14 protein-coding genes are annotated in these 22,460 nt (G+C 64.3%); 9 read left to right on the top strand and 5 right to left on the bottom strand.

Annotated features, from left to right (window positions below; all coding sequences use genetic code 11):
* Positions 1 to 2: 2 nt before the first annotated feature.
* Genes nagA through E5790_RS11155 form a run of 5 tightly spaced genes read right to left on the bottom strand, consistent with a single transcriptional unit; the run spans position 3 to position 5,361 of the window.
* On the bottom strand, positions 3 to 1,118 hold the full coding sequence (gene nagA / locus E5790_RS11135) for an N-acetylglucosamine-6-phosphate deacetylase (RefSeq protein WP_046433040.1): 1,116 nt from the start codon (positions 1,116 to 1,118) through the stop codon (positions 3 to 5).
* Entirely contained in the window at positions 1,115 to 1,891 is a 777-nt protein-coding gene (locus E5790_RS11140) for a DeoR family transcriptional regulator (RefSeq protein WP_014038836.1), read from the bottom strand. Before E5790_RS11140 ends, nagA begins: the two co-directional genes overlap by 4 nt.
* A gap of 33 nt (positions 1,892 to 1,924) precedes the next feature.
* A complete protein-coding gene (locus tag E5790_RS11145) occupies positions 1,925 to 3,259 on the bottom strand; it encodes a D-tagatose-bisphosphate aldolase, class II, non-catalytic subunit (RefSeq protein WP_111206572.1) in 1,335 nt (444 codons plus the stop codon).
* A 16-nt stretch (positions 3,260 to 3,275) separates the two neighbouring features.
* Positions 3,276 to 4,214 carry an ROK family protein gene (locus tag E5790_RS11150; RefSeq protein ID WP_111206573.1) on the bottom strand — a complete coding sequence of 313 codons (939 nt, stop codon included), beginning with the start codon at positions 4,212 to 4,214 and terminating at the stop codon, positions 3,276 to 3,278.
* Entirely contained in the window at positions 4,207 to 5,361 is a 1,155-nt protein-coding gene (locus tag E5790_RS11155) for an SIS domain-containing protein (RefSeq protein WP_049405400.1), read from the bottom strand. Before E5790_RS11155 ends, E5790_RS11150 begins: the two co-directional genes overlap by 8 nt.
* Before the next feature lie 322 nt (positions 5,362 to 5,683).
* Between E5790_RS11155 and E5790_RS11160 the strand changes: the two genes are divergently transcribed.
* From E5790_RS11160 to E5790_RS11205, 9 genes are all read left to right on the top strand, one after another.
* Positions 5,684 to 9,043 (top strand): TIM-barrel domain-containing protein, encoded by a 3,360-nt coding sequence (locus E5790_RS11160; protein ID WP_111206575.1) that lies wholly within the window; start codon positions 5,684 to 5,686, stop codon positions 9,041 to 9,043.
* Positions 9,044 to 9,177: 134 nt separating this feature from the next.
* Positions 9,178 to 12,153, top strand: a complete 2,976-nt coding sequence (locus E5790_RS11165; RefSeq protein ID WP_136191749.1) for a TonB-dependent receptor — start codon at positions 9,178 to 9,180, stop codon at positions 12,151 to 12,153.
* A 65-nt stretch (positions 12,154 to 12,218) separates the two neighbouring features.
* Entirely contained in the window at positions 12,219 to 13,574 is a 1,356-nt protein-coding gene (locus tag E5790_RS11170) for a Gfo/Idh/MocA family oxidoreductase (RefSeq protein ID WP_111205656.1), read from the top strand.
* Positions 13,575 to 13,891: 317 nt separating this feature from the next.
* Positions 13,892 to 18,601, top strand: coding sequence for an RHS repeat-associated core domain-containing protein (locus tag E5790_RS11175; protein ID WP_229653724.1), 4,710 nt, complete (start codon positions 13,892 to 13,894; stop codon positions 18,599 to 18,601).
* Positions 18,586 to 19,044 carry a hypothetical protein gene (locus E5790_RS11180; RefSeq protein WP_111205654.1) on the top strand — a complete coding sequence of 153 codons (459 nt, stop codon included), beginning with the start codon at positions 18,586 to 18,588 and terminating at the stop codon, positions 19,042 to 19,044. The genes E5790_RS11175 and E5790_RS11180 overlap by 16 nt, the downstream gene beginning before the upstream one ends.
* Before the next feature lie 255 nt (positions 19,045 to 19,299).
* Positions 19,300 to 19,521, top strand: coding sequence for a hypothetical protein (locus E5790_RS11185; protein ID WP_111205653.1), 222 nt, complete (start codon positions 19,300 to 19,302; stop codon positions 19,519 to 19,521).
* Positions 19,522 to 19,808: 287 nt separating this feature from the next.
* On the top strand, positions 19,809 to 20,174 hold the full coding sequence (locus E5790_RS11190) for a hypothetical protein (protein WP_111205652.1): 366 nt from the start codon (positions 19,809 to 19,811) through the stop codon (positions 20,172 to 20,174).
* 139 nt (positions 20,175 to 20,313) lie between these two features.
* Positions 20,314 to 20,703, top strand: a complete 390-nt coding sequence (locus E5790_RS11195; RefSeq protein ID WP_111205651.1) for an ankyrin repeat domain-containing protein — start codon at positions 20,314 to 20,316, stop codon at positions 20,701 to 20,703.
* 545 nt (positions 20,704 to 21,248) lie between these two features.
* Positions 21,249 to 21,746, top strand: a complete 498-nt coding sequence (locus E5790_RS11205) for a hypothetical protein (RefSeq protein WP_229653723.1) — start codon at positions 21,249 to 21,251, stop codon at positions 21,744 to 21,746.
* The last annotated feature ends 714 nt before the right edge of the window (positions 21,747 to 22,460 follow it).

Genomic DNA, 22,460 nt, shown 5'->3' on the forward strand with positions numbered 1-22,460 from the left:
CGTCAGGTCAGATCGACCACGCGCCCACCAATGACCACCTGCTGCAGGCGCAGTTCGGCGTCCAGCACCACCAGGTCGGCGCGGGCGTCGGGCGCGATGCGGCCGCGATCGCCCAGGCCCAGATAGTCGGCCGGGAAGGTGGAAACCCGCTGCGAGGCGTCGGCCAGGTCCAGGCCGACGCGCACCAGGTTGCGCAGCGCCTGGTCCATGGTCAGTGCGCTGCCGGCCAGCGAACCCGTCGCCAGGCGCACGCAGCCGCCGCACTTGTGCACGCGCTGCTCGCCCAGCGCGTACTCGCCGTCGGGCATGCCGGTGGCGGCAGTCGCGTCGGTCACCGCGTACAGGCGCGGGATCGCGCGCGCGGCCAGCCGGATAACGCCGGGGTGGATGTGCTGCAGGTCGGGGATGATCTCGGCGTACTGCGCATGCGCCAGCGCCGCCGCCGCAATGCCCGGGCGATAGTGGTCAACGCCGGTCATGCCGTTGAACAGATGGGTGAAACCGGAGGCACCGGCCTGCAGCGCCGCCACGCCCTCCTCGTAGGTGCCGGCGCTGTGGCCCAGCTGCACGCGGATGCCCATCGCCGAAAGCGCGGGTATCAACGCGGTGTGCTCGCCGATCTCCGGTGCCAGCGTCATCACCCGGATCGGCGCCAGCGCGTGCAGCTGCTGCACCAGTGCCACCGTCGCCTCGATCGTACGATTGGGCTGTGCGCCCAGCCGCTGCGGGCTGATGAACGGTCCTTCCAGATGCACGCCGACGATGCTGGCGGCGTCGGTATCAGGCGCCGCCATTGCCGCAGCGACGCCGTGCAGCGCGTGCTCGATCTCGTCCAGCCCGGCGGTCATGGTGGTCGCCAGCAGCGTGGTGGTGCCGAAGCGCAGATGGGTGCGGGCGATGGTGCGTGCCACGTCGCCGCCCTGCATCAGGTCCACGCCGGCCGCGCCATGCACATGCAGGTCGACGAAGCCGGGCAGGATCACCGGCAGCTGCAGGTCGTCGGCGCCGCTGTGGTCGTCCACCTGCAGCCGGCGCACGCGTGAATCGAAGTGGACGTGCCCGCGCCGCCAGCCCAGCGGGGTGAGGATGCGGCCATGCAGGGTGCGGGTGTCGGTCATGCGGTGGGCTCGGCGATGATCACTTCGATGCCCAGCCGCTGCAGCCCTTCGCGGGTTGCATCGTCGATGCCGGCGTCGGTGATGATGGCGTGGATCTGGTCCAGCAGGGCGATGCGGTGCAGGCTGACGCGGCCGAACTTGGAGGCATCGGTCAGCACCACGATGCGGCGCGCACGCTCGACCATGCGGTGGTTGAGGCGGGCTTCGGCCTCGTCGTGGGTAGTCAGGCCGAACTGCAGGTCCAGGCCGTCCACGCCCAGGAACAGGGTGTCGAAGCTGTACGAGTTGAGGCTGGCTTCGGCCTGGCTGCCCTGCAGCGACAGCGACTGCTGGCGCAGCAGGCCACCTGTCAGCAGCACGGTGATGCCCGCGGCATTGGCCAGTTCCCAGGCGATGTTCAGGCCGTTGGTCATCACCGTCACGTCGCGATGCGCGCGCAGGTGGCGGGCCAGCGTCATCGTGGTCGAGCCGGAATCGATGATGATGTTGTCGCCCGGCTGCACCAGGCGCGCAGCGCGCGCACCGATCGATTCCTTCAGTGGCAGGTTCAGCGCGTCCTTCTCATGGATGTCCTGTTCCTGCGGCGGCGTGCGCACCAGGGTCGCGCCGCCGTGGGTGCGGTTGGCCAGGCCCTGCGATTCGAAGTGGGTCAGGTCGGCACGGATCGTCACCGCCGACACGCCGAAGCGCTCGACCAGATCGGCCACCTGCACCGAGCCGTGCTCGATCAGCAGCTGCAGGATCTGTTGCCGGCGGGAGCGGGTGTTGCGCATGGCCATTCTCGGTTTCGCGGGAAAAGGTAGAGATTAGCCGTTCGCAGGAACGCCGGCAGCCGAACCTGCGTTCTGCGTGCGGGGTCCGGCCTGGTTGGCGCTGCAGGCACGGGCGTACTCACCCAGGCACAGGCCGATGCGGTGCTGCACCAGCGCGGTGGGGGTGTTGGCCAGGCTGCCTTCGCGCACGGCGCGGTACTGCTCCGGCAGGTACTGGCTGAGCAGCACCAGCGGCGGCGCATGCTGCTCCAGGTTGGCGAACAGGGTCTGCACCGCCTGTACCAGCGCCGGCTCGCCCCAGTAGTAGCGGCAGCGGTCGCTGAAGGAATAACGGCGCAGCAGGCGCAGCGCGGCGGCATCGCCCTGGTAGTAGGACTGCCAGTACTTCGGCTGCGCCACCATCACCTCGTCCAGCACCTGCGGCAGGTGCGAGCACTGTGCGGCCGGCAGCAGTTCGGCCTCGATCGCGGCCAGCGCGAACAGCGCCTCGCGGTAAGCGAAGGTGGCCGCCGGGCCGACCTTGAGGATGGCGAAGTGGTCGCGTACCAGCGCATGCAGGCCGCTTTCGCGCTGGTAGTCGGTGGAATGCGCTTCGAACACGATGCGCGGCTGCCGCTCGAGGAAGTCGGCCAGCGCATGGGCGGCGTCCGGGTTGTACTCATGCACGCTGCTGTGGTCGAAGTCCACGCCCGGCTGCACCACCATCGCGATCACGCGCTGCCACGCATCGCGCAGCTGTGGCGTGTCGAACGCCTGCTGGTGGATGGCCAGGGTCTGCGCGGCGGCAGCCGGCGTGGTCACCTGCAGGCCTTCGGCCAGCGAGGCTTCGCCGCCGGGAATCGGCACCTCGGTACCGATCACGTAGACCGGCGGCGGCAGGCCGTGTTCGGCGGCGGTGCGTTCGGCGATCTCGGCAAGCTCGGCCGAACGCGCAGCGACGATGGCATCGGGCAGCGGCACCGGGTCATCGGCGCAGGACATGCTGCAGTCGAGGTGGATCTTGTGGAAACCGGCGGCGACGTAGGCTTCGATCAGCACGCGCGCGTGGGTCATCGCTTCGGCCGCCGGGCGCTTCTGCCAGGCATTCGGGCCGAGATGGTCGCCGCCCAGGATCAGCCGTTCGCGTGGGAAGCCTTCCTCATCGGCCAGGGCGCCGACGTAATCGCGGTACTGCGGCGGGGTCATGCCGGTGTAGCCGCCGAACTGGTCGACCTGGTTGGAGGTGGCCTCGACCAGCAGCACGGTGCCATGTGCCTGTGCCACGTGCATGGCCGCGCGCAGCACCTGCTCGTTGCTGCAGCAGACGCTGTACAGGCCGACATTGGCACCGGCGCGGTGGGAAGCAAGCAGGGTCTGCAACGGGGACATGGTCAGGCTCCGGACATCAGGAAAAGGAGGGTTGGCAGGCGAGCAGGGCGGCACCACGTGCGCCACCGGCATCGCCGAAGCGTGGCGGCACGATCGGTGGCACCTGCACACCCTTGAACAGGTGGGTGGCGATGGCGGCGGGCAGGTGCTGGTACAGCGGCGCGTACTGCGAAAGGCCGCCGCCGAGCACGATCACGTGCGGGTCCAGCGCCAGCACCAGCGCGGCCAGGCTGTGGCCGAGCAGGTCGCGATGGATGTCCAGCGCCTTGCGCGCGCGGGCATCACCGGCTTCGGCCAGGGCGATCACCGCGCTGGCGTCGGCGGCGCTGCCACCAAGGTGGCGCTCGATCATCGCCACGCCACTGCCGGACACATAACGCTCCACGCAGCCCTGCAGGCCGCAGGCGCAGTCGATCAGCGGCAGGCCGTGGCGCTGCAGCAGATGACCGGGCACGCTCCAGTGGCCCCATTCGCCGGCCAGCCCGTTGAAACCGGTCAGCAGGCGGCCCTGCACGCAGAAACCACCGCCAGCACCGGTGCCGAGGATGGCGCCGAACATGCTGGGGTAGCCGTCGGCGGCACCGCCGTGTGCTTCAGACAGGGCAAAACACTGCAGGTCGTTGCCGAAATGCAGCGGGCGTTGCAGCCGCGCCTGCAGGTCCGCGGCCACCCTGTGGCCGGTCAACGCAGGCACGTTCGCGCTGAGCTGGCGGCCGCTGCGGCGGTCGCGCACGCCGGGCAGGGCGATGCCGATCGCCGCATCACTGCGGCCCAGTGCGGCATCGGCCTCGGCGACCAGCGCCACGACTGCCTGCAGGAAACCGTCGTAGTCACCCTGTGGGGTGGCCACGCGGCGGCGCCAGGTAACCTGCATCGCCACATCGCACGCCACCAGCTCGATCTTGGTGCCGCCGATGTCGATGCCGTAGCAGGCGTGGGCGATCAGCTCAGCCATGGTGGATGGTGACGCCCTTGACGACGCGGTTGACGGTGCCGTCCGGGAACGGGTTGTCCGGGGTCAGGCCCAGCGCGGCCGAGCGCTGTAGTGCGAACAGCTGCGCAAAGCCCAGCCACACCGGTGCCAGCCACGGATCGTCCAGTGCCGGCACGGTGAGGGTGTATTCGTCGTCGGCGCCGATGTCCGAATGCGGACCGATCGCCAGCACCTGGCCGGCCACGCCGTCGCGGCGCAGTTCTTCCAGCAGGTCCTGTTCGTAGCGGCGCGCCAGCGGCTGCACGCTGCGCAGCACCACCACCAGGGTGTTGCCATCCAGCGTCGACTTCGGGCCATGACGGAAGCCCAGGGGTGTGTTGGCCAGCGCCAGCACGCGGCCAGCGGTGAGCTCCAGCACCTTCAGCGCGCACTCGCGTGCCAGTGCTTCCAGCGGGCCGCTGCCGAGGTAGATGATGCGGTTGAACGGGCGCTGCGCCAGTGTCGCCACCGGTGCATCCCACTGCGCCAGGCCTTCGCGGGCCAGCGCGGCGATCTGCTTCAGGCGCGTCACGCGCGCATCCCACGGCGAACGATCGAACACGGTCAGCGCGGCCAGCAGCATGCAGGTCAGGCTGCTGGTCATGGCGAAGGCGCGGTCGCAGCTGGCCGACGGCATCAGCAGGGTGCAGGTGTCGGCACGGCCGGCGCCACGGCGGGCCAGCTCGCCATCGGCGTTGCAGGTGATGTCGAGGAAGCGCGCGTCATCCACGTCGCTGCGCACGCGGTCCACCGCCGCCACGCTCTCCGGGCTGGAGCCACTGCGGCCGAACGAGACCAGCAGGGTCGGACGGTCGCGCTGCAGGTACAGCGCCGGGTGGGTCAGCAGACTGGTGGTGTGCACCACGCGCACCTCGGCGGGCCATTGCGCGTTGATCGCGTCGGCCACCATTTCGGCGATGAAGCCGGAGCTGCCGGCGCCGGTGAACAGCACGCGCTGGTTGGGATCGTTGAGGCTGTCGCCGAGGAAGGCCTGCAGGCGGTCGCGGGCACGCGACAGGTCCTGTGCCAGGGCTTCCCACAGCGCAGGCTGCTGGGCGATTTCGGTAGCGGTATCGGCTCCGCCAAGGCGCTGCCAGGCGGACACATCGGAAAGCAGGGTGACGTCCATTCGGAGGTTCCAGTTGGGCCAGCGCACCATCTGCGTTTTCTTTCGAAATGTCAAACATCGAAAGTAAAAAGAAAGAAAAAAGGTGGGTGGCTTTGCCTTGCGCGCGATGCCGGGAAAAACGAAAGGACCGACTGAATGCCGTATCGCACAATGCTTAACAGGCACCTGCAAGCGTTTACACAAAGTATTGCGGCGCAGCAACTTTCGTTTCAATGGAATATATCTTCCTTTTTCCTTTCAATTTGTTGACATCTTTCGAATCGCTGCCCTAGAGTCGGCCCAACCGCTTTCGAAACGCCCGGTGAACGGGTTGGGAGTCCGCGTGGAAAACTGCGTTCGTCGCTCGCCGCTGATGCTGGCCCTGGTGCCGGCCTTGATGCTGGCGTCCATGACGGCCCGCGCCGAGCCGGTCGGCAACCTGCGTACCGTCCGCGCCAGCGCCAGCCGCGACGGCGTGCAGGGCTGGGACCTGCAGACCGACAAGGGCGCGCGCATCCGCATTGAACTGCCGGCGACCGACATCATCCGCGTGCAGGCCGGCCGCAACGGCACGTTGACCGGCGCCGGCGACAAGGCCGCGCCGATCGTGCTGCCGCAGCCCAAGGCGAGCGTGCAGGCGCAGCTGGAAGAAGACGCACAGGAAATCCGCGTGCGTACCGAGGCACTGGTACTGCGTGTACAGCGGCAGCCGCTGCGCCTGCGCCTGGAACGGCTGGACAATGGCCAGCCCACCGCGCTGTGGCAGGAACTGCAACCGCTGGACCTGGATGCCACGCAGAGCGTGCAGGTGCTGTCCTCGCAGGCCGATGAGGGCTACTTCGGTGGTGGCCAGCAGAACGGCCGTTACCAGTTCAAGGGCCGCGAGCTGGAGGTGTCCTATTCCGGCGGCTGGGAAGAAGGTGATCGGCCGAGCCCGGCGCCGATGCTGCTGAGCAGCCGTGGCTGGGGCATGCTGCGCAATACATGGAGCGATGGCAGCTACGACCTGCGCCAGAGCGACCAGGCCACGCTGCTGCATCGCGAAGACCGCTTCGATGCGTACTACTTCGTGGGCGCCGACCTGCCCAAGCTGATCGAACGCTACACCCAGCTGACCGGCCGCCCCAACATGGTCGCGCGCTGGGCGCTGTCCTACGGCGATGCCGATTGCTACAACGACGGCGACAACAGCAGGAAGCCCGGCACCGTGCCCGAAGGCTGGAGCGACGGCCCGACCGGCACCACGCCCGATGTGATCGACAGCGTGGCCAAGCAGTACCGCGCCCACGACATGCCCGGTGGCTGGATCCTGCCCAACGATGGCTACGGCTGCGGCTACAAGCAGCTGCCGGAAACGGTGAAGGGGCTGGCCGGCTATGGCTTCCGCACCGGCCTGTGGACCGAGAACGGCGTCGACAAGATCGCGTGGGAAGTGGGCAAGGCCGGCAGCCGCGTGCAGAAGCTGGACGTGGCCTGGACCGGCAAGGGCTACCAGTTCGCGATGGACGCCAACCGCCAGGCATTCAACGGCATCCTCGACAATTCCGATTCGCGCCCGTTCCTGTGGACGGTGATGGGCTGGGCCGGCATCCAGCGCTACGCGGTGGCATGGACCGGCGACCAGAGCAGCAGCTGGGATTACATCCGCTGGCACGTGCCGACCCTGGTCGGTTCGGGCCTGTCCGGCATGGCCTACGCCAGCGGCGATGTGGATGCGATCTTCGGCGGAAGCGCCGAGACCTTCACCCGCGACCTGCAGTGGAAGGCGTTCACGCCGGTGCTGATGGGCATGAGCGGCTGGTCGTCGAACGCGCGCAAGCACCCGTGGTGGTACGACGAGCCCTACCGCAGCATCAACCGCGACTACCTGAAGTTGAAGATGCGCCTGACGCCATACATGTATGGGCTGGTGCACGAGGCCGCGCAGACCGGTGCACCGCCGGTGCGTGGCCTGATGTGGGACAACCCGCGCGATCCGCATGCGCAGGATGAAACCTACAAGTACCAGTTCCTGCTCGGCCGCGACCTGCTGGTGGCGCCGGTGTACCGCAGCCAGGCCGCCAGCCGTGGCTGGCGCCGCGACATCCACCTGCCGGCCGGCGGCTGGATCGACTACTGGGATGGCCGTCGCGTGCAGGCCGCCGCCGATGGCCGCCAGCTCGACCGCCAGGTGGACCTGGCCACGCTGCCGGTGTTCGTGCGTGCCGGTGCGATCCTGCCGATGTACCCGTCGATGCTGTTCGATGGCGAAAAACCGCTCGATGAAGTGACCTTCGACCTGTACCCGCAGGGCGACTCGCAGTACACGTTGTACGAAGACGATGGCAACACGCGCCGCTATCAGCAGGGCGAGTCGAGCACGCAGGTAATCCGCGTGCAGGCGCCGGCGCAGGGCAGTGGCCCGGTGCAGGTGCAGATCGACGCCGTGCAGGGCCAGTACAACGGCCAGCTGGCGCAGCGCCGCTACGGCCTGCGCGTACTCAGCCGGCAGGCACCACGTGCGGTGCAGGCCGGTGGCCGCGCGCTGCCGGCGCTGGCCGATGCTGCCGCCTTCAACAGCGCCAACGAGGGCTGGTACTTCGATGCCAAGGACCGCCGCGGCACCGTGCATGTGCGCACTGCCACCCAGGACATCCGCCAGCCACTGCAGCTGCAGCTGGACTTCGCAGTCGCTGCCGCAGCCACCGATGATGCCTATCCGGCCGCACCGGTGCTGGGCCGCGAACTGCCGGCCGACAGCCTGCTGGTGGTCAACCGCCCGGCCGAAGAGCCTGGCCATGCGTTGGAAAATGCTTTCGACGACGATCCGGCCACCTGGTTCCGCAGCGTGCGCAACCAGGCCGTGCGCACCGGCGCCCACGAGTGGGTGATCGGCTTCGGCGAGCGGAAGATGATCGATGGCATCGACATCGCGCCACGCAATGACAAGAACTGGAAGCACGGGCAGGTACGTGACTATGAGGTCTACCTGGGCGACAGCAACGGTGAGTGGGGCGAGCCGATCGCCCGTGGCCGCCTGCAGTTGAAGGAAGGCGTGCAGCGCATCGACTTCCCGGCCCACGCCGGCCGCCTGCTGCGCTTCCGCGTGCTGAGCGTGCAGAACCCCGAAGGCGACGGCGCCAGCAGCACCGACCCGATGGTCACCGCCGCACAGGGCAGCGCCCGCGCGTTCGATGCACTGCAGCCGCGCGATGTCGGCCCGATCGCCCTGTCCACCTTCCACATTCTCGAACACCAGGAACCGGAGCGACCGGCCCGGCAGCGCTATCTCTCCGAGCTGCCGGTGCCGGCCGCGCTGGCCAGCCAGCTGCGTACCGACCAGTCCTTCCGTGGCGACGCCGGCATGCGCATGAACGGCCTGCAGTTCCGCCGTGGCCTGGGGGTCGGCGCCAACAGCCGCATCGACCTGCGCCTGCAGGGCGGCTGGCACCTGCTGCGTGCCGACCTCGGCATCGACGACGCCTGCCGCAACGCCGGCGGCCTGCAGTTCCAGGTCTGGGGCGACAACCGCCTGCTGTACGACAGCGGCCTGGTGAAGGCGCCCGGCGTGGTCAAGCCGGAGCTGGACATCCGTGGCCTTTCCACCCTGAGCCTGCGCACGCTGGGTGCGCAGGGCAGCCAACCCGCCCAGGTCTGTGCCAACTGGGCCAACGCCGTACTGATCGGCCAGGAGGGCGACTCCGCCAGCATCGTCGCCCCATGACCCCCACGTAACACCGCTCCTCCCCCGCCCCATCCCGACTACGGCCCTCATGGCCGTGGCCCGGGAGCGTTTTGCCCGCCGAACGCCCACGCGCTCACTCAGTTGCGCCGCACCCTTGCCAGGAGAGAACCCCGATGTTGCCCGCCCGCCACCACCGCCCCCCCTGCCGCCCGATCGCTCCGCTGACGCTGGCCATTGCCGGCGCGCTGTTCTCGCTTGCCGCTCCTGCCTTCGCCCAGGAGAGCAAGGACAACGCCACCGACCTGGCCCGCATCGAGGTCACCGGCTCCAACATCCGCCGCACCGACGTTGAAACCGCCTCGCCGGTGCAGGTGATCAGCAAGCAGGACATCCAGAACATGGGTGCGCGCACGCTGCTGCAGGTGCTCGACAACCTGCCGGCCGCACGCCCTGCGCAGCAGGATGCGCGCTCGCTGTTCACCGGTTCCGATGGTGCCTCGCAGGCCAACCTGCGCGGGCTCGGCGCACAGGGCACGCTGGTGCTGCTGAACGGTCGCCGCCTGTCGTACTACGGTGCGCCGGCCGGCTTCCAGACCCAGTTCGTCAACATCGATGCGATCCCGGCGGCGGCCATCGAGCGCATGGAAGTGCTGACCGACGGCGCGTCGGCCGTGTACGGTACCGACGCGGTGGCCGGCGTGATCAACGTGATCACCAAGCGCAACTTCCAGGGTGCCGAGATCAGCTTCACCAACGACACCTCCTCGCGCATCGACTCCTATGGCGAACGCCAGGCCAGCATCACCGCCGGCTTCGGCGACCTGGCCGAGAACCGCTTCAACATCTACGGCGCGGTGAACATGTACCGCCGCGACGCGATTCCGCTGAGCGATTTCTACGACAAGCGTCCGGACCAGTACTACGTCAACAACCCGAACTACCTCAACAACCTGCGCCTGGGCGTGGGCAGCAAGCCGGGCGAGTTCAACCCGGGCACCTACTTCGCCTTCGATCCGGTCACCGGCCGCCGCGTGCAGGAAGCTGCGCCGGGCTGCAGGAACGTGCTGACCAGTGAAGCGGCCGGTCCGCGTTGCGTCTGGGAAACCTGGATGAACAACGAGATCGACGCCGGTGCCAAGTCCGAGCGCAACACCGCCTACCTCAACGGCACCTTCCTGGTGGGTGACAGCACCGAGATCTTCGCCGAGGCGACCTACACCGACATCGACCTGCGCGCCAACGGTGGCACGCCGCGCACCTACGGCACCACCACCGGCAACCCGACCAGCTGGTTCTCGCGCAATACCGGCAACACCGTCAACCAGTTCCTGTACCCGTTCCTGGGCCCCAACAACGAATACAACCATGCCAGTCCGCAGCTGAAGGCGATGATGGGCGGGGTGGTCGGCCTGAACTACCTGCTGCAGGATGCCGGCCCGAACTATTTCGGCCAGCGCAATACCGACAAGAGCTACCGCGTGCTGGCCGGTGCGCGTGGCAACCGGGGTGACTGGAACTGGGAAACCGCCTTCGCCAGCGCGGGTACCCACTCCACCACCTACCAGACGATCAACGTCAACACCAAGGGCTTCGAGAAGGCCTTCGGCCCGTACACGATCGATCCAGGTACCGGTCGGGTGATCATCTCCGACCATCCGGCGTACAAGTTCGGCGAGATCAGCGAAGCCAACGCCGCGTTGATCCGTGAAGCGTTCCCGACCTTCGACATCCAGTCGTGGACCCGCCTGCATACCCTGGACGGCAAGATCGAAGGACCGCTGTTCCAGCTGCCGGCCGGCGAGATGCGCGCCGCGTTCGGTTTCAACGCCAGCCGTGAGACCTTCTACACCCCGGGCAACGCCGATGCGGCCAATGGCCTGATCACCCAGCAGGGCGGCTCGTGGTTCGACGGCAAGCGCAACACCTACGCGCTGTTCGCCGAGACCGTGGCGCCGATCACCGACAAGCTGGAGCTGGATGCGGCGGTGCGCGTGGACAAGTACCCGAACTTCAGCGCCAACATCGCGCCGAAGATCGGCTTCAAGTACCAGGCGTTCGATCAGCTGATGCTGCGCGGCACCTATTCCACCGGCTTCCGCGCACCGAGCCTGGCCGAGTCCGGCAACGGCGGCGTGTTCGCCCAGCTCGGTGGCTTCCGTGACGAACTGCGCTGCGGCGAGACCAACGCCATCGCCAACCTGCTGCTGAAGTCGCAGCGGCCGGGTGACGTCGACCTCGGCAAGACCCTGCTGAACGTCGACTGCAGCCGCACCGTGGCGCGCATGACCCAGCCGAACAAGGACCTGAAGCCGGAGAAGGCGAAGATCGCCACCCTCGGCTTCGTCTACGAGCCGGCCAGCTGGCTGTCGGTGTCGGCCGACTACTGGTTCATCTACCGCAACAATGAAATCGTCGCGCCGGACTATCGCCGCATGGAAGACATCATCTCGATGTCGCGCTCGCCGATCACCGACAGTGACCGCGCCAACCTGGCGCAGCTGGCGGCGATGTGCGCCGATCCGGCCAGCGGTGTGAGCTGCCCGGCGAACCTGCCGGGCTACTCCGCCGGCAACGTGGCCAGCGTGGTGGGCCAGTACAAGAACCGCGGCAAGACCCTGATCGACGGCTTCGACATCGACGCGCGCAGCCGCTTCTCGCTGGGTGACTGGGGCAACCTGAACATCGGCCTGGCCGCCACCATCGCCAACCGCAACCGCTTCTACATGGATGCCGAGAACGGCTGGTACTACGGCGATGTGGTGGGCTACTACAACAACCCGCGCCTGCGTGCCACGCTCAATGCCGACTGGACCTACAAGCAGGTGACCACCAGCATGTTCGTCAACTATGTCGGCGGCACCAAGTGGGCCACCGACCAGATCGACGAAGAGAGCAACAACAAGGAAACCTGCACCGGCGGCTACCTGGCCCTGCAGAAGAGCAAGTGCGATGGTGCACCGTCGTGGTGGACCGCCAACATGAGCGTCACCTGGCGCCCGGATGATGCGTGGAACCTGAGCTTCACCGTCAAGAACCTGTTCAACCGCCTGCCGTTCTACGACCCGAACAGCTTCCTGGGTGACTCCAGTGACTACGCAACCATCTTCGGCCGTGGTTACAGTGTGACCATCGGCTACCGGTTCAAGTAATTCCGTTTGCGTGACCTGGCGTGCCGGCTGCGGCCGGCACGCTGCCAAGAGGAGAGATGTTTGCCATGAAGCGTAGGGAATTCATCGCGGCCAGCGCCGCTGTCGCCGCCAGCAGCCTGCTGCCGCAGACCCCCGCCTGGGCACGCGGGCGCAAGGTGCGCCTGGCCATGATCGGCACCGGCATGCGCGGGCTGGTGCTGCTGAAGGAACTGGTGCGTCGCGACGACGTCGAAGTGGTTGCCGTCTGCGATATCGAGCCGATCATGCTCGGCCGTGCCACAGAGATGGTGGCGAAGGCCGGCAAGCCCGCGCCGAAGACCTATGGCCAGGACCGCGACACCAACGCCTGGAAGCGACTTCTGGAACAGAAGGGCATCGATGGCGTGATCATCGCCACGCCGTGGGAATACCACGCACCGATGGCGATTGCCGCGATGCAGGCCGGTGTGGCCGTCGGCTGCGAAGTGGTGGCTGGCATCACCCTGCAGGACCACTGGGACGTGCTGAAGACGCAACTGAGCACCGGTACCCCGTACATGCTGCTGGAGAACGTCTGCTACCGCCGCGACGTGATGGCGGCGTTGCAGATGGTGCGCCAGGGCCTGTTCGGCGAACTGGTGCATCTGCAGGCCGGCTACCAGCACGACCTGCGCGGCGTGAAGTTCAATTCCGGCGATCCCAACCAGCCCTACGACAGCGGCGTGGAGTTCGGTCCCAAGGGCTGGAGCGAAGCACGCTGGCGCACCGAGCATTCGGTGGAGCGCAACGGCGAGCTGTATCCCAGTCACGGCATCGGCCCGTGCGCGATGTACACCGGCATCAACCGTGGCAACCGCTTCACCCACATCAACGCCTTCGCGACCAAGGCGCGCGGCCTGCACGAATACACCGTGGCCAAGAGTGGCGGCACCACCCACCCCAGCACCAAGGTGAAGTTCAAGCTCGGCGATATCGTCACCACCACGCTGGCCTGCGAGAACGGCGAGACCATCCTGCTGCAGCACGACACCTCGCTGCCGCGCCCGTATTCAATGGGTTTCCGTGTGCAAGGCACCAAGGGCCTGTGGATGGACGTGAACCATTCGATCCACATCGAAGGCCGCAGCCCGCCGCACCAGTGGGAAGAGTTCAAGAAGTACCAGGACGAGTACGAGCACCCGCTGTGGAAACAGAATGCCGACACTGCCGCCAGTGCCGGCCATGGTGGCATGGACTGGTTCGTCATCCATGCATTTGTGGAAGCGCTGAAGGCCAAGGCACCGATGCCGATCGACATCTACGACGCGGTGACCTGGAGTGCGATTACCCCGTTGAGCGAGCAGTCGATCGCCAACGGCTTCCAGACGCTGGAGTTCCCGGACTTTACTGCTGGTGCGTGGAAGACGCGCAAGCCGATCTTCGCGTTCGACGGGAAGTATTGAGGTTTACACCCTTCCACGCTGTGACGGAGACGCCGGGCACTGCCCGGTGTTTCTGTTTCTGGAAGCATTCGTCTTGTAGAGCCGAGCCCACGCCCGGCTGCTTGTTCGGTCGGTCGCTCGCTTTATCAGAAAACTCTGAAATCCGACCCACTCCACAGTTTCTGACTTGAATGTGTAAACCACATCGGAGATAACGTTCCCCGTGCGGTCATGGCCGCATTCCGGACCAGGGACGATCCGAAGCATGACGTGGTGAGACAGCTGCCCCACGTTCTCGTTCCCGCCGGAGCTGTGTTCGTCCAGGAAGGAGAACAGGGATGTTGGAACGACTGAAGACCATTTCGTGTGCCGCACTGGCGATGATCGCGCTAGGGAGCTTGGCTCCTTGGGCTGCGCAGGCGCAGGAGGTGCAGAAGAAGTGGGAGAGCTACCTGTCGATGGGCCAGCCGCGAGCCACCGAAGCGGCGGTGCAGAAGGACATCAAGTTGCTCTTTTCCCAGTACGAAAAGGACAAACCCTTCGATTGGCATGTCAAACGCCAACGCGTCCTTGGAAAGAAGGTCATCTACGACTACCGGGTGAGGCCCGAGAAGATCGTTACTACCGACTGGGTCTACATCCACTCAGGGCAGGAGTACTCCTCCGAAGATCAGATTCGTAGCGTGATCCTCGCCACCCGCGTCAGCGACCCGCAGTGCCCGGCGACTTCACTCACGGAGGATCCTTGGGTGGAGCTCCTTGGACTTGGCAGGGGCGACGACGGTAGCGTCACCAACGAGGAGAAGGATTTCCATTACACCTTGAACTTCTATCATCAGAGCACTCAAGAATGCTCGTCGATAGTGGGGTGGGAGCGTGTGCGCCGGGCCAGAACGGCGCTTTGTCCGAATCGACCGTCCCTGACGTGGAATGAGGCCCTGCAGATGTGCTCACTGGTCCAGCAGGACGAGCCGCACATGTCGCCCATGCTCTCCTACACAAGCGCGCCGCTGCCGCCGCAGCAGTGTCCTGTTGGTAACCCGTGTGACCCGACCACTGGCGATAAATCCCAGCCTGAGCCGGATTTCAACCTTGGATGGGTGAGCTTCCAACGCCACTATCACTCCCTGACAAGCACGGCGGGCGGCGCGTTGGGCACGGGCTGGACCCATTCCCACAATCTGCGGCTTACCGCAGGCGTAGACGATTCCACCTTCCCTCCCAGCCCCGAACTGAAAGTTGGGCTGATCGGCGCCGATGGCGGGCAGACCGCATTCCAGAAAGTGGGGGCAAGCTACGAAGCCATGGACGGAAGCGGCGATCGCGCGGTCCAGCAGGGCACCAACTGGCAACTTTCACGTGCCGGAGAGCGCATTCATTTTGATGCTGATGGCTTGATGCAGCGCCGCGATTTCGAAGACGGAACGTCGCTGACCTATGCACACGACAGCCGTGGTCGCCTGCTCAGCATCACCCATTCAACCGGTCGGCGCGTAGACGTCCAGTATCTCGCGCCGGGCGACGATTCGCTGATCTCGGCCCTGGTGGTCGCCGGCCAGCCTGTGGTGAGCTACACGTACTCTCCTGCTGGCGAGCTGACCACTGCGACCTATGCAGACGGCGCCAGCCGTACATACCACTATGAGGACACACGCTTCCCGGGCTACCTGACCGGCGTGACCGCCGAAGACACCCGGCGCTACAGCTGGTTTGGCTATGACGCCAAGGGGCGGGTCAGCTGCAGCCGCCATTCCGGTGATTGCAGTCAAGCCGACGTGGGCATTGATGGCGTGCGCCTGGAGTACACCCCGGCAGGCACCACCATCGTCACCGACGCGCTGGGCAAGCAGAGTACGTACGCATTGACTGCCACCGGCAGCAGTGGCCTTCCGCGCAAGGTCAATGGCATCACCGAAAGCAATGGCAGCATCACTCGCACCTATCTGCCCGAGGGCACCGATTTCCGGCGTCGGCTGCAGTCGGCGACCGACCGCCGTGGTGTCGTCACCAACTACGCCTATGCGGAGGCCAGCGACGCTGTCGCAGGCACCGTCAGCGTGACCACCACCACCGAAGCGGCCGGTACTCCGGATCAGCGCGTCAGCGAAACGCGCGTGGCCATGGACAGCAATCGGCTGGTGCAGCAGACCGTCGGTAACCGTGAGATCCGCATCGCGCGCAATGCACGCCTCCAGCCGACCACCATCACCGTGCGCGACAGGGTGACCGGTGATACCCGCATCACCACGCAGACCTACTGTGAGGCCGAAGGGCCGGAGTGCCCGCTGGTGGGACTGCTGCGTAGCGTGGATGGCCCACGCAGTGATGTGGCGGATGTCTCCACCTATGCCTACTACACTGCGGACGACGCGGGATGCGCGGGCAATGGTGCCTGCAGTTATCGCAAGGGCGACCTGCGCAGTGTGACCAATGCGCTCGGCCAGACGGTTGAGACCCTGGCCTACGACGCTTTCGGAAGGCCGCTGTCGGTCAAGGATGCCAACGGCGTGGTCACCGATTACACCTACCATGCCCGCGGCTGGCCGACCTCGGTCACCGTGCGCGGTGCCACCACAGCCGAGGATCGGGTGACCCAGATCAGCTACTGGCCGACCGGCCAGGTGCAACAGGTCACCGAGCCTGACGGCAGCAGCGTCACCTATGTCTACGACGCCGCCCAGCGGCTGACGGATATCGCGGACAGTGCGGGCAACACCATTCACTATGCGCTGGACAACGCCGGCAATCGCCTCAAGGAAGACACGCTGGATGCAGGCGGCACGCTGCGCCGTACCCTGGCACGGACGTTCAACACACTCGGCCAGCTGACCGCACTGAAGGACGCAGGCAATCACGCTACCGGCTTTACCTACGATGCCAACGGCAACCCGCAGACGGTGACCGACGCACTGCAGCGCGTGACCAGCCAGCAGTACGACCCGCTCAACCGCCTGGCGCAAATCCTGCAGGACGTTGGTGGCGTCGCGGCGGAGATCCGCAGCCAGTACGACGCGCTGGACCAGGTCACCCAGGTCACCGACCCGAAGGGCCTGCATACGACCTATGCCTACAACGGGTTCGGTGACCTGACCGGGCAGGTCAGCCCGGACAGTGGCGCCAGCAGCTTCACCGTGGACGCCGCCGGCAACCGCAAGACGGCCACCGATGCACGCGGCGTCACCGCCACCTATCACTACGATGGGCTCAACCGCCTGATCGGCATCGCCTATCCGAACCCCAATCTGGACGTGGGCTACAGCTATGACGTGGCGCCTGCCGCCTGTGCCGCCGACGAGCGCTTCGCCAAGGGACGGCTTGGGCAGGTGCTGCATGCCAATGGCAGCACCCAGTACTGCCACGACCGCTTCGGCCAGGTCACCCGTAAAGTGCAGACGATCAATGGTGTCGCCAGCACGCTGCGCTACGCCTACAGCAAGTCGGGTCGCCTGACTGCGTTGACCTACCCCGACGGCAGCGTGGCCGACTACGTGCGTGATGCCCAGGGCCGCATCAGTCAGATCGGCCTGACCCGCCCCGGCCAGGCGCGCCAGATCGTGGTGAACAACGTGACCTACGCGGCCTTCGGCCCGGCCACCGGCTGGACCTACGGCAACGGCCGCCAGCTGCAGCGTCCGTTGGACCTCGACTACCGCCCGCAGGCGGTGCATGACCCAGCCGCAGGCGGCCTGTCGCTGGGCTACGGCTATGACCCGGTCGGTTCGGTCACCGAGCTGAAGAACGGCGCAGGCTCGACGGTGCTGGCCCAGTACGCCTACGACACGCTGGGTCGCCTGACCCAGACCCAGGACGGTACGACCGGCACGCCGATCGAAACCTATGCCTATGACGCCACCGGCAATCGCACCGCGCTGACCACCTCGGCAGGCACGGCCAGCTACACCTATCCCGCAACCAGCCACCGGCTGACCGCCGTGGACGGCGAAGCGCGCGACCATGACGCGGTGGGCAACACCACCCGCATCGGCGGCAAGTCGTTCATCTACAACGATGCCAACCGCATGAACGCGGTGAAGCAAGGTGATGCCGTGCTGGAAAGCTACGGTTACAACCACCGCGGCGAGCGCGTGCTGCGTACCCCGGCCGGTGGCGCGGCTCAGATCACCCTGTATGACGAGGCGGGGCAATGGCTGGGCAACTACTCGGCCACGGGCCAGGCGCAGCAGCAGGCGATCTGGCTGGACAACTACCCGGTGGCGTTGATCAACATGCCGGCTACCGGCGTGCCTGAACTGGCCTACGTGCAGCCGGATCATCTGGGCACGCCGCGCGTGGTGATCGATCCGGTACGGAATGTCTCGATCTGGCAGTGGAGCAACAAGAGCGAGGTGTTCGGCAACCAGATTCCGAGTACCGACCCGGATGGTGATGGAGTGGCGTTCGAGCTGGCGCTCCGCTTCCCGGGCCAGCAGGCGACGGATGCGAGTGGGTTGTTCTACAACTACCAGCGCGAGTATGAGTCACGGGTAGGGCGGTACACACAGAGTGATCCGATTGGGCTGATAGGGGGAATCAGCACGTTCACATATGTTGGAAGCAATCCTCAAATGGCTATTGATCCAGAAGGGCTCGAGGGAATTGGGCCGTGGAATAATGGTGAAATGAATAACGTCACCGGCTATGTTCCCGCCAACAATTGTGAGCGGGAGGCTGTTGCCGATCTGCTCATAGATCTCGTTCCGCTTACTTCTATGGTGTCCTTTGCAATGGATTCTGTGGGTGTTGACATAAACTTCTACGAGAATCCCGGTGTTCATTTTGGCGAGTATGGCGCAAAGACGCCGTATGCAGCGGCGGGCCACATGCTGGATGCAGCAGCGTCGCGTCAGGATGCCAAAGCGGCAAAAAGGACGCGCGGGGCGGCAGAGCGCGGAATTCACTACTCGGTTGCCAACGGTCGACTTAATCGAGCTGCAGCGCATGCGGGGAACGCCAATCTCTTGCGGGGTGGGTCGAAGATCCTGGGGCCCCTTGGAGCAATCGTGAATTACAGGTCAAACTACAATAAATGCCAATGTCCGGCGAAGTGATTTTCATAAGGTTCATGAAGGGTGCAGCTGCGGCGGGAGCGCTGGGGATCTGTTGCGCGCTGATCGCGTCCATGTTGAGTATGCGCTGTCCAGTCGCTAGGTACTCTCCGGAAGTTATGTTTGCTCTTTTTTTCGCGTTGCTGATGTTGCTCGTATATTCCAAGTTCGAACTGGCGAGAAGGGGAATTCTGTCGATTGAGGTTGGGCGGGTGCGTTTCGCGTTCGCAATAGCGCTCCTGGCCGAGATGCTGATGATTGGGTTGCTGGTCGCCCGCAACCTCGAATGCGATAGCTTCGTTCGCGCGATTCCCATTCCTGGTGCACTACTTGTTTTCTATACAGCTGTCGCATTCTCATTTGTATTCGGTGATATCTATCTTGGTCCTGCGCGAAAAATCATCAGGCTTGGAGCTCGGCCGAGGAAATTCTTGAGGGAAGAATAGTTGGCACTGGGTGGATTCAAAGCTGGCGCGCAACGTTCTCGGGCTGCCGTTCTGCTTCCCGTATCAGTAGTCGTAAAATTCTGGCGGCCCCTTCCTCAACTAATATCGGAAACCCGACCCTGTGGTGGGGTGGCCCCAGCAGAGCGATCCGTTGGTATCGCTGAAGGAGTGGGTAATCGTCAGTCGTTTCGGAGAGCGTGGCAATGAATGGCGAGCCGAAATGAGCTACATAGAGAGGGTCGTTCTGGCGACTCTGTGTTCGACCGTAATCCTGATGGCCTGGTGGGGGCGCAGAACTTGCAAGGCGTCCTCACCCTCGACTTCGCGATGAAATCCATCGGGCAAGGTTTCCTTTGCTTCCTTGCCAGTACAGTTTCGGCCGTGCTGATCAAGGATAGGCCGGTGTTGATGTTGCTTCTTTCGCAGGTTCTCTCGATTGTGATCGTGTTTTTTCTGGGTGCAATTGCAGATAATTGAGATGATATGCATATGCGCAATAGAATACTGAATTGGCTCGGTTTGGTGTTTTTTTCGCTAATTTTTCTGAGGTCATCGTCCTATCTCGCATTGAAGGTGTATGCGATTGGTCACCTTGAGAGGGGCGATTATTTTGTAATGTTGCCTCTGGCGCTGGGTTCGCTCCTGATCTGCGGCATGTTTGTGGCAATTGTTCTTAAGAACGTAAAATCCAATCAATAGATTCCACCTGGAAGTTCACGCGCGACGTATGGATCCGTCAAGTGATTGGCCAAGGAGATGAGCCGATGGGTATCACTATCCATGATTTCAAGATGACCGGAATTCGTCTTGATCCGGTGTCCGGAGTGACTGTTTCTCTGTTTGATGACTCTGTGCAGGGATCCTATGATTTGGTCTTTGGCCGAGTCAGGAAGGCGAGCATTGATGGCTTCTCTAGCCAGAATGTCGTGCTCGATCTCAAGGTCTTCCATCGAAAGGATGATTCCTTTGAATTCCAGCGGTGTTGCTTTCTCCTTGGTCTAGACCCAGTGGCTGCCCGGGAAATTGTCGATGGCGACACCTTGGTCTTCATTGAGGCCTCTGTCGGCGCAGAAATTGCACTTCTAGTAGAGGGGACTTGGGAAAGCCGGTTGATCCCGGTCAAATCATGATTCTTGATCTGTCGAATGCATCGCTCCAAGACGCACGCACCGCCTGGCTTGTAGGTCGACAGGGATCTGACAGAGAGATGGATTACAGGACGGATCACCATCGGGCCAACGCAATGGGCTCTACCGTGCGTGCAGCCCGATGAACATCATCGATCCTGTACTCAGCGAACTGCTTTCCCGGCTCGGTGTCGACACTGACTTCGGCGACGCGGTGCTGACTTGTCCGGAGACCCAAGGGGCCTATGAGGACACGCCCCTGCATGTGGTGGCCTATTACAACGATGTGGCCCTCCTCAGCGCATTTATGCCCTTCGTGACCAACATCGATGTGCGTGGTGATCTTGATCTGACGCCGCTGGCAAGTGCGGTGGCACATGGCAGCGTCGCGGCAGCGGCCTATCTCCTCTGGTGTGGTGCAGACCCGCACGCAGGGAATGAGCTTGATCGGACACCACTGGAAATGATGTGCCAGGACCCGAGGTTTGATGATGCGGTGCGTATGGTCGACGCCGCAGATGGAGCCTGGTGATGGAAACTTCTGAAAAGAGGTTCTACCGATGCGCCTGATGACCTTCATCTGCCCACTTTGTGGCGCTAGCGGACAGAGCTTCCCCCTGCGATCGAAGACGTCCTGCCGAGGGTGTCGCGTCGAGCTTCGTTCAGACCCGCGGTTGGGCACGTACACGCTCTATCTTCTGTACACACAGGTCATCATCCTGGTGGCAGCATTGCCGCTGGTCGGGGCCGGTGTCGCGGGTGAATGGGCACGGCTGGGAATGATCTGTCTGGTAGTGCTGGTGCTGTGCTGGTTCCCCGGCGCGATCAGGCACGCACGAAGTCCGATCATGCGCGCTTGCCGGGATCCCGATTACAGTTATGCGCGCAGGCCGGGTGTTTCGACTACGCACGCTGCCGCAAACCCGGGGCAGAGTAGCGACACGCCAAGCGCCAGCCCATGATAGGGAAGTCAAGAAATGACATGCCATCTTGGGCACGAGGTACAAATCATAGATCATTTTGCAGAACGGGTTGCAGATGATAATTAGCATTTGGCCGGCCCTTTCTGGGGCTTTCATGTCTATGCCGAAGGCTGGTATCTTGCGTGCAGCGGTGCTGCTCTTGCCAATGCTAGGGGGCTGCAGCATTCACCAGTTTCAACATACGGAATGGAAGTCGGACTGGGTAGATGTTTCGTCCGATGCGATTTTCCCTGGCAATTCAACGACTCTGCCGCTTGACCGCATTTCCACGCTTGATCCTGATAGTGAAGCAGCCATTGCGGAGTGGATGTTGAAGCATTCGCTGGCCGTGGTATCGGCATCAGAGGTTAAAGGGAAGATCGGTCCAATGCCGTTGAGTGACCTGAAGCCAGCGCCCGGGGAGAGCGTCTACTTCGTCAGGGCCGCTTCGGATGAAGGTAGGGGCAAGTTCATCGGTTACGTCAACGAAAAGGGACTTCTCATCCTGTACGGGGTGATGGGGGGCTGCGGTGAGCAGAAGCAACGGGTGGTTGCCGTGAGCCTTCGGGAGAAGCCCGCCAACGTATTCGCTCGATGCTCGGCGGCGCTATAGTGCGCTGAAGCGCCGAGCTCCGCCTACTGCCTGGCGGATGACGCCAGGTGTGCGACCAATGGCGCGTTCGGCAACCGCAAGGGAGATCGGCGCAGCGCGACCAATGCGTTCGAGCAGATCGTTCTGGGGAGGTAATGGAAAACAGTCAAAGGAAATCGGGGTTGCTCAAGAGTTCTCTCGATGCCAAAGGCTTCTTCCTGCGCGCTTTGTCTGTCGCGTCCGTCTGTGTGCTCGCCCTGAGCGCATGCGAGAATGACCGCTTAGGGGAGCTGCAGCTGAAACCCATCTACGCGGAACTGAGTAGTGCGTATTACGGTGGGATGTGCGAGGGTGCAGCCGGTCCAGACGCCAGTATCGAGAAGGTTCGTGCGGTGCGCATTGGTACGATCGCTGGTGATTGCGCAGTGCTCTATTTGGACGGAGTAGATAGGGAGGGTGAGCCCGTGATCTATGGAGCGAAAACTGGGGATCGGCCTGAATGTGCTGGATTGATACGGAAGCTCGAAGTCGGACGGGCAAGCGCGGCAGTTCTCGGCAGGGCGCGGGAAATATGCAGATAGTAATTTTCAGATATTCTCCGTATGACCTCCACTGTTGGGGGGCGCAGATGCCCGCTGTGGGCCGGCAGTCGCAATCTTCTTCTCAGTGCCAGCCTGGCCTTAAGAAACTCGAATTCGGCGTCTAGTATGAAGATGAATTTGGATACCTTGGAAA

The sequence above is a fragment of the Stenotrophomonas sp. PAMC25021 genome (assembly GCF_004795795.1).
GTDB lineage: Bacteria > Pseudomonadota > Gammaproteobacteria > Xanthomonadales > Xanthomonadaceae > Stenotrophomonas > Stenotrophomonas muris.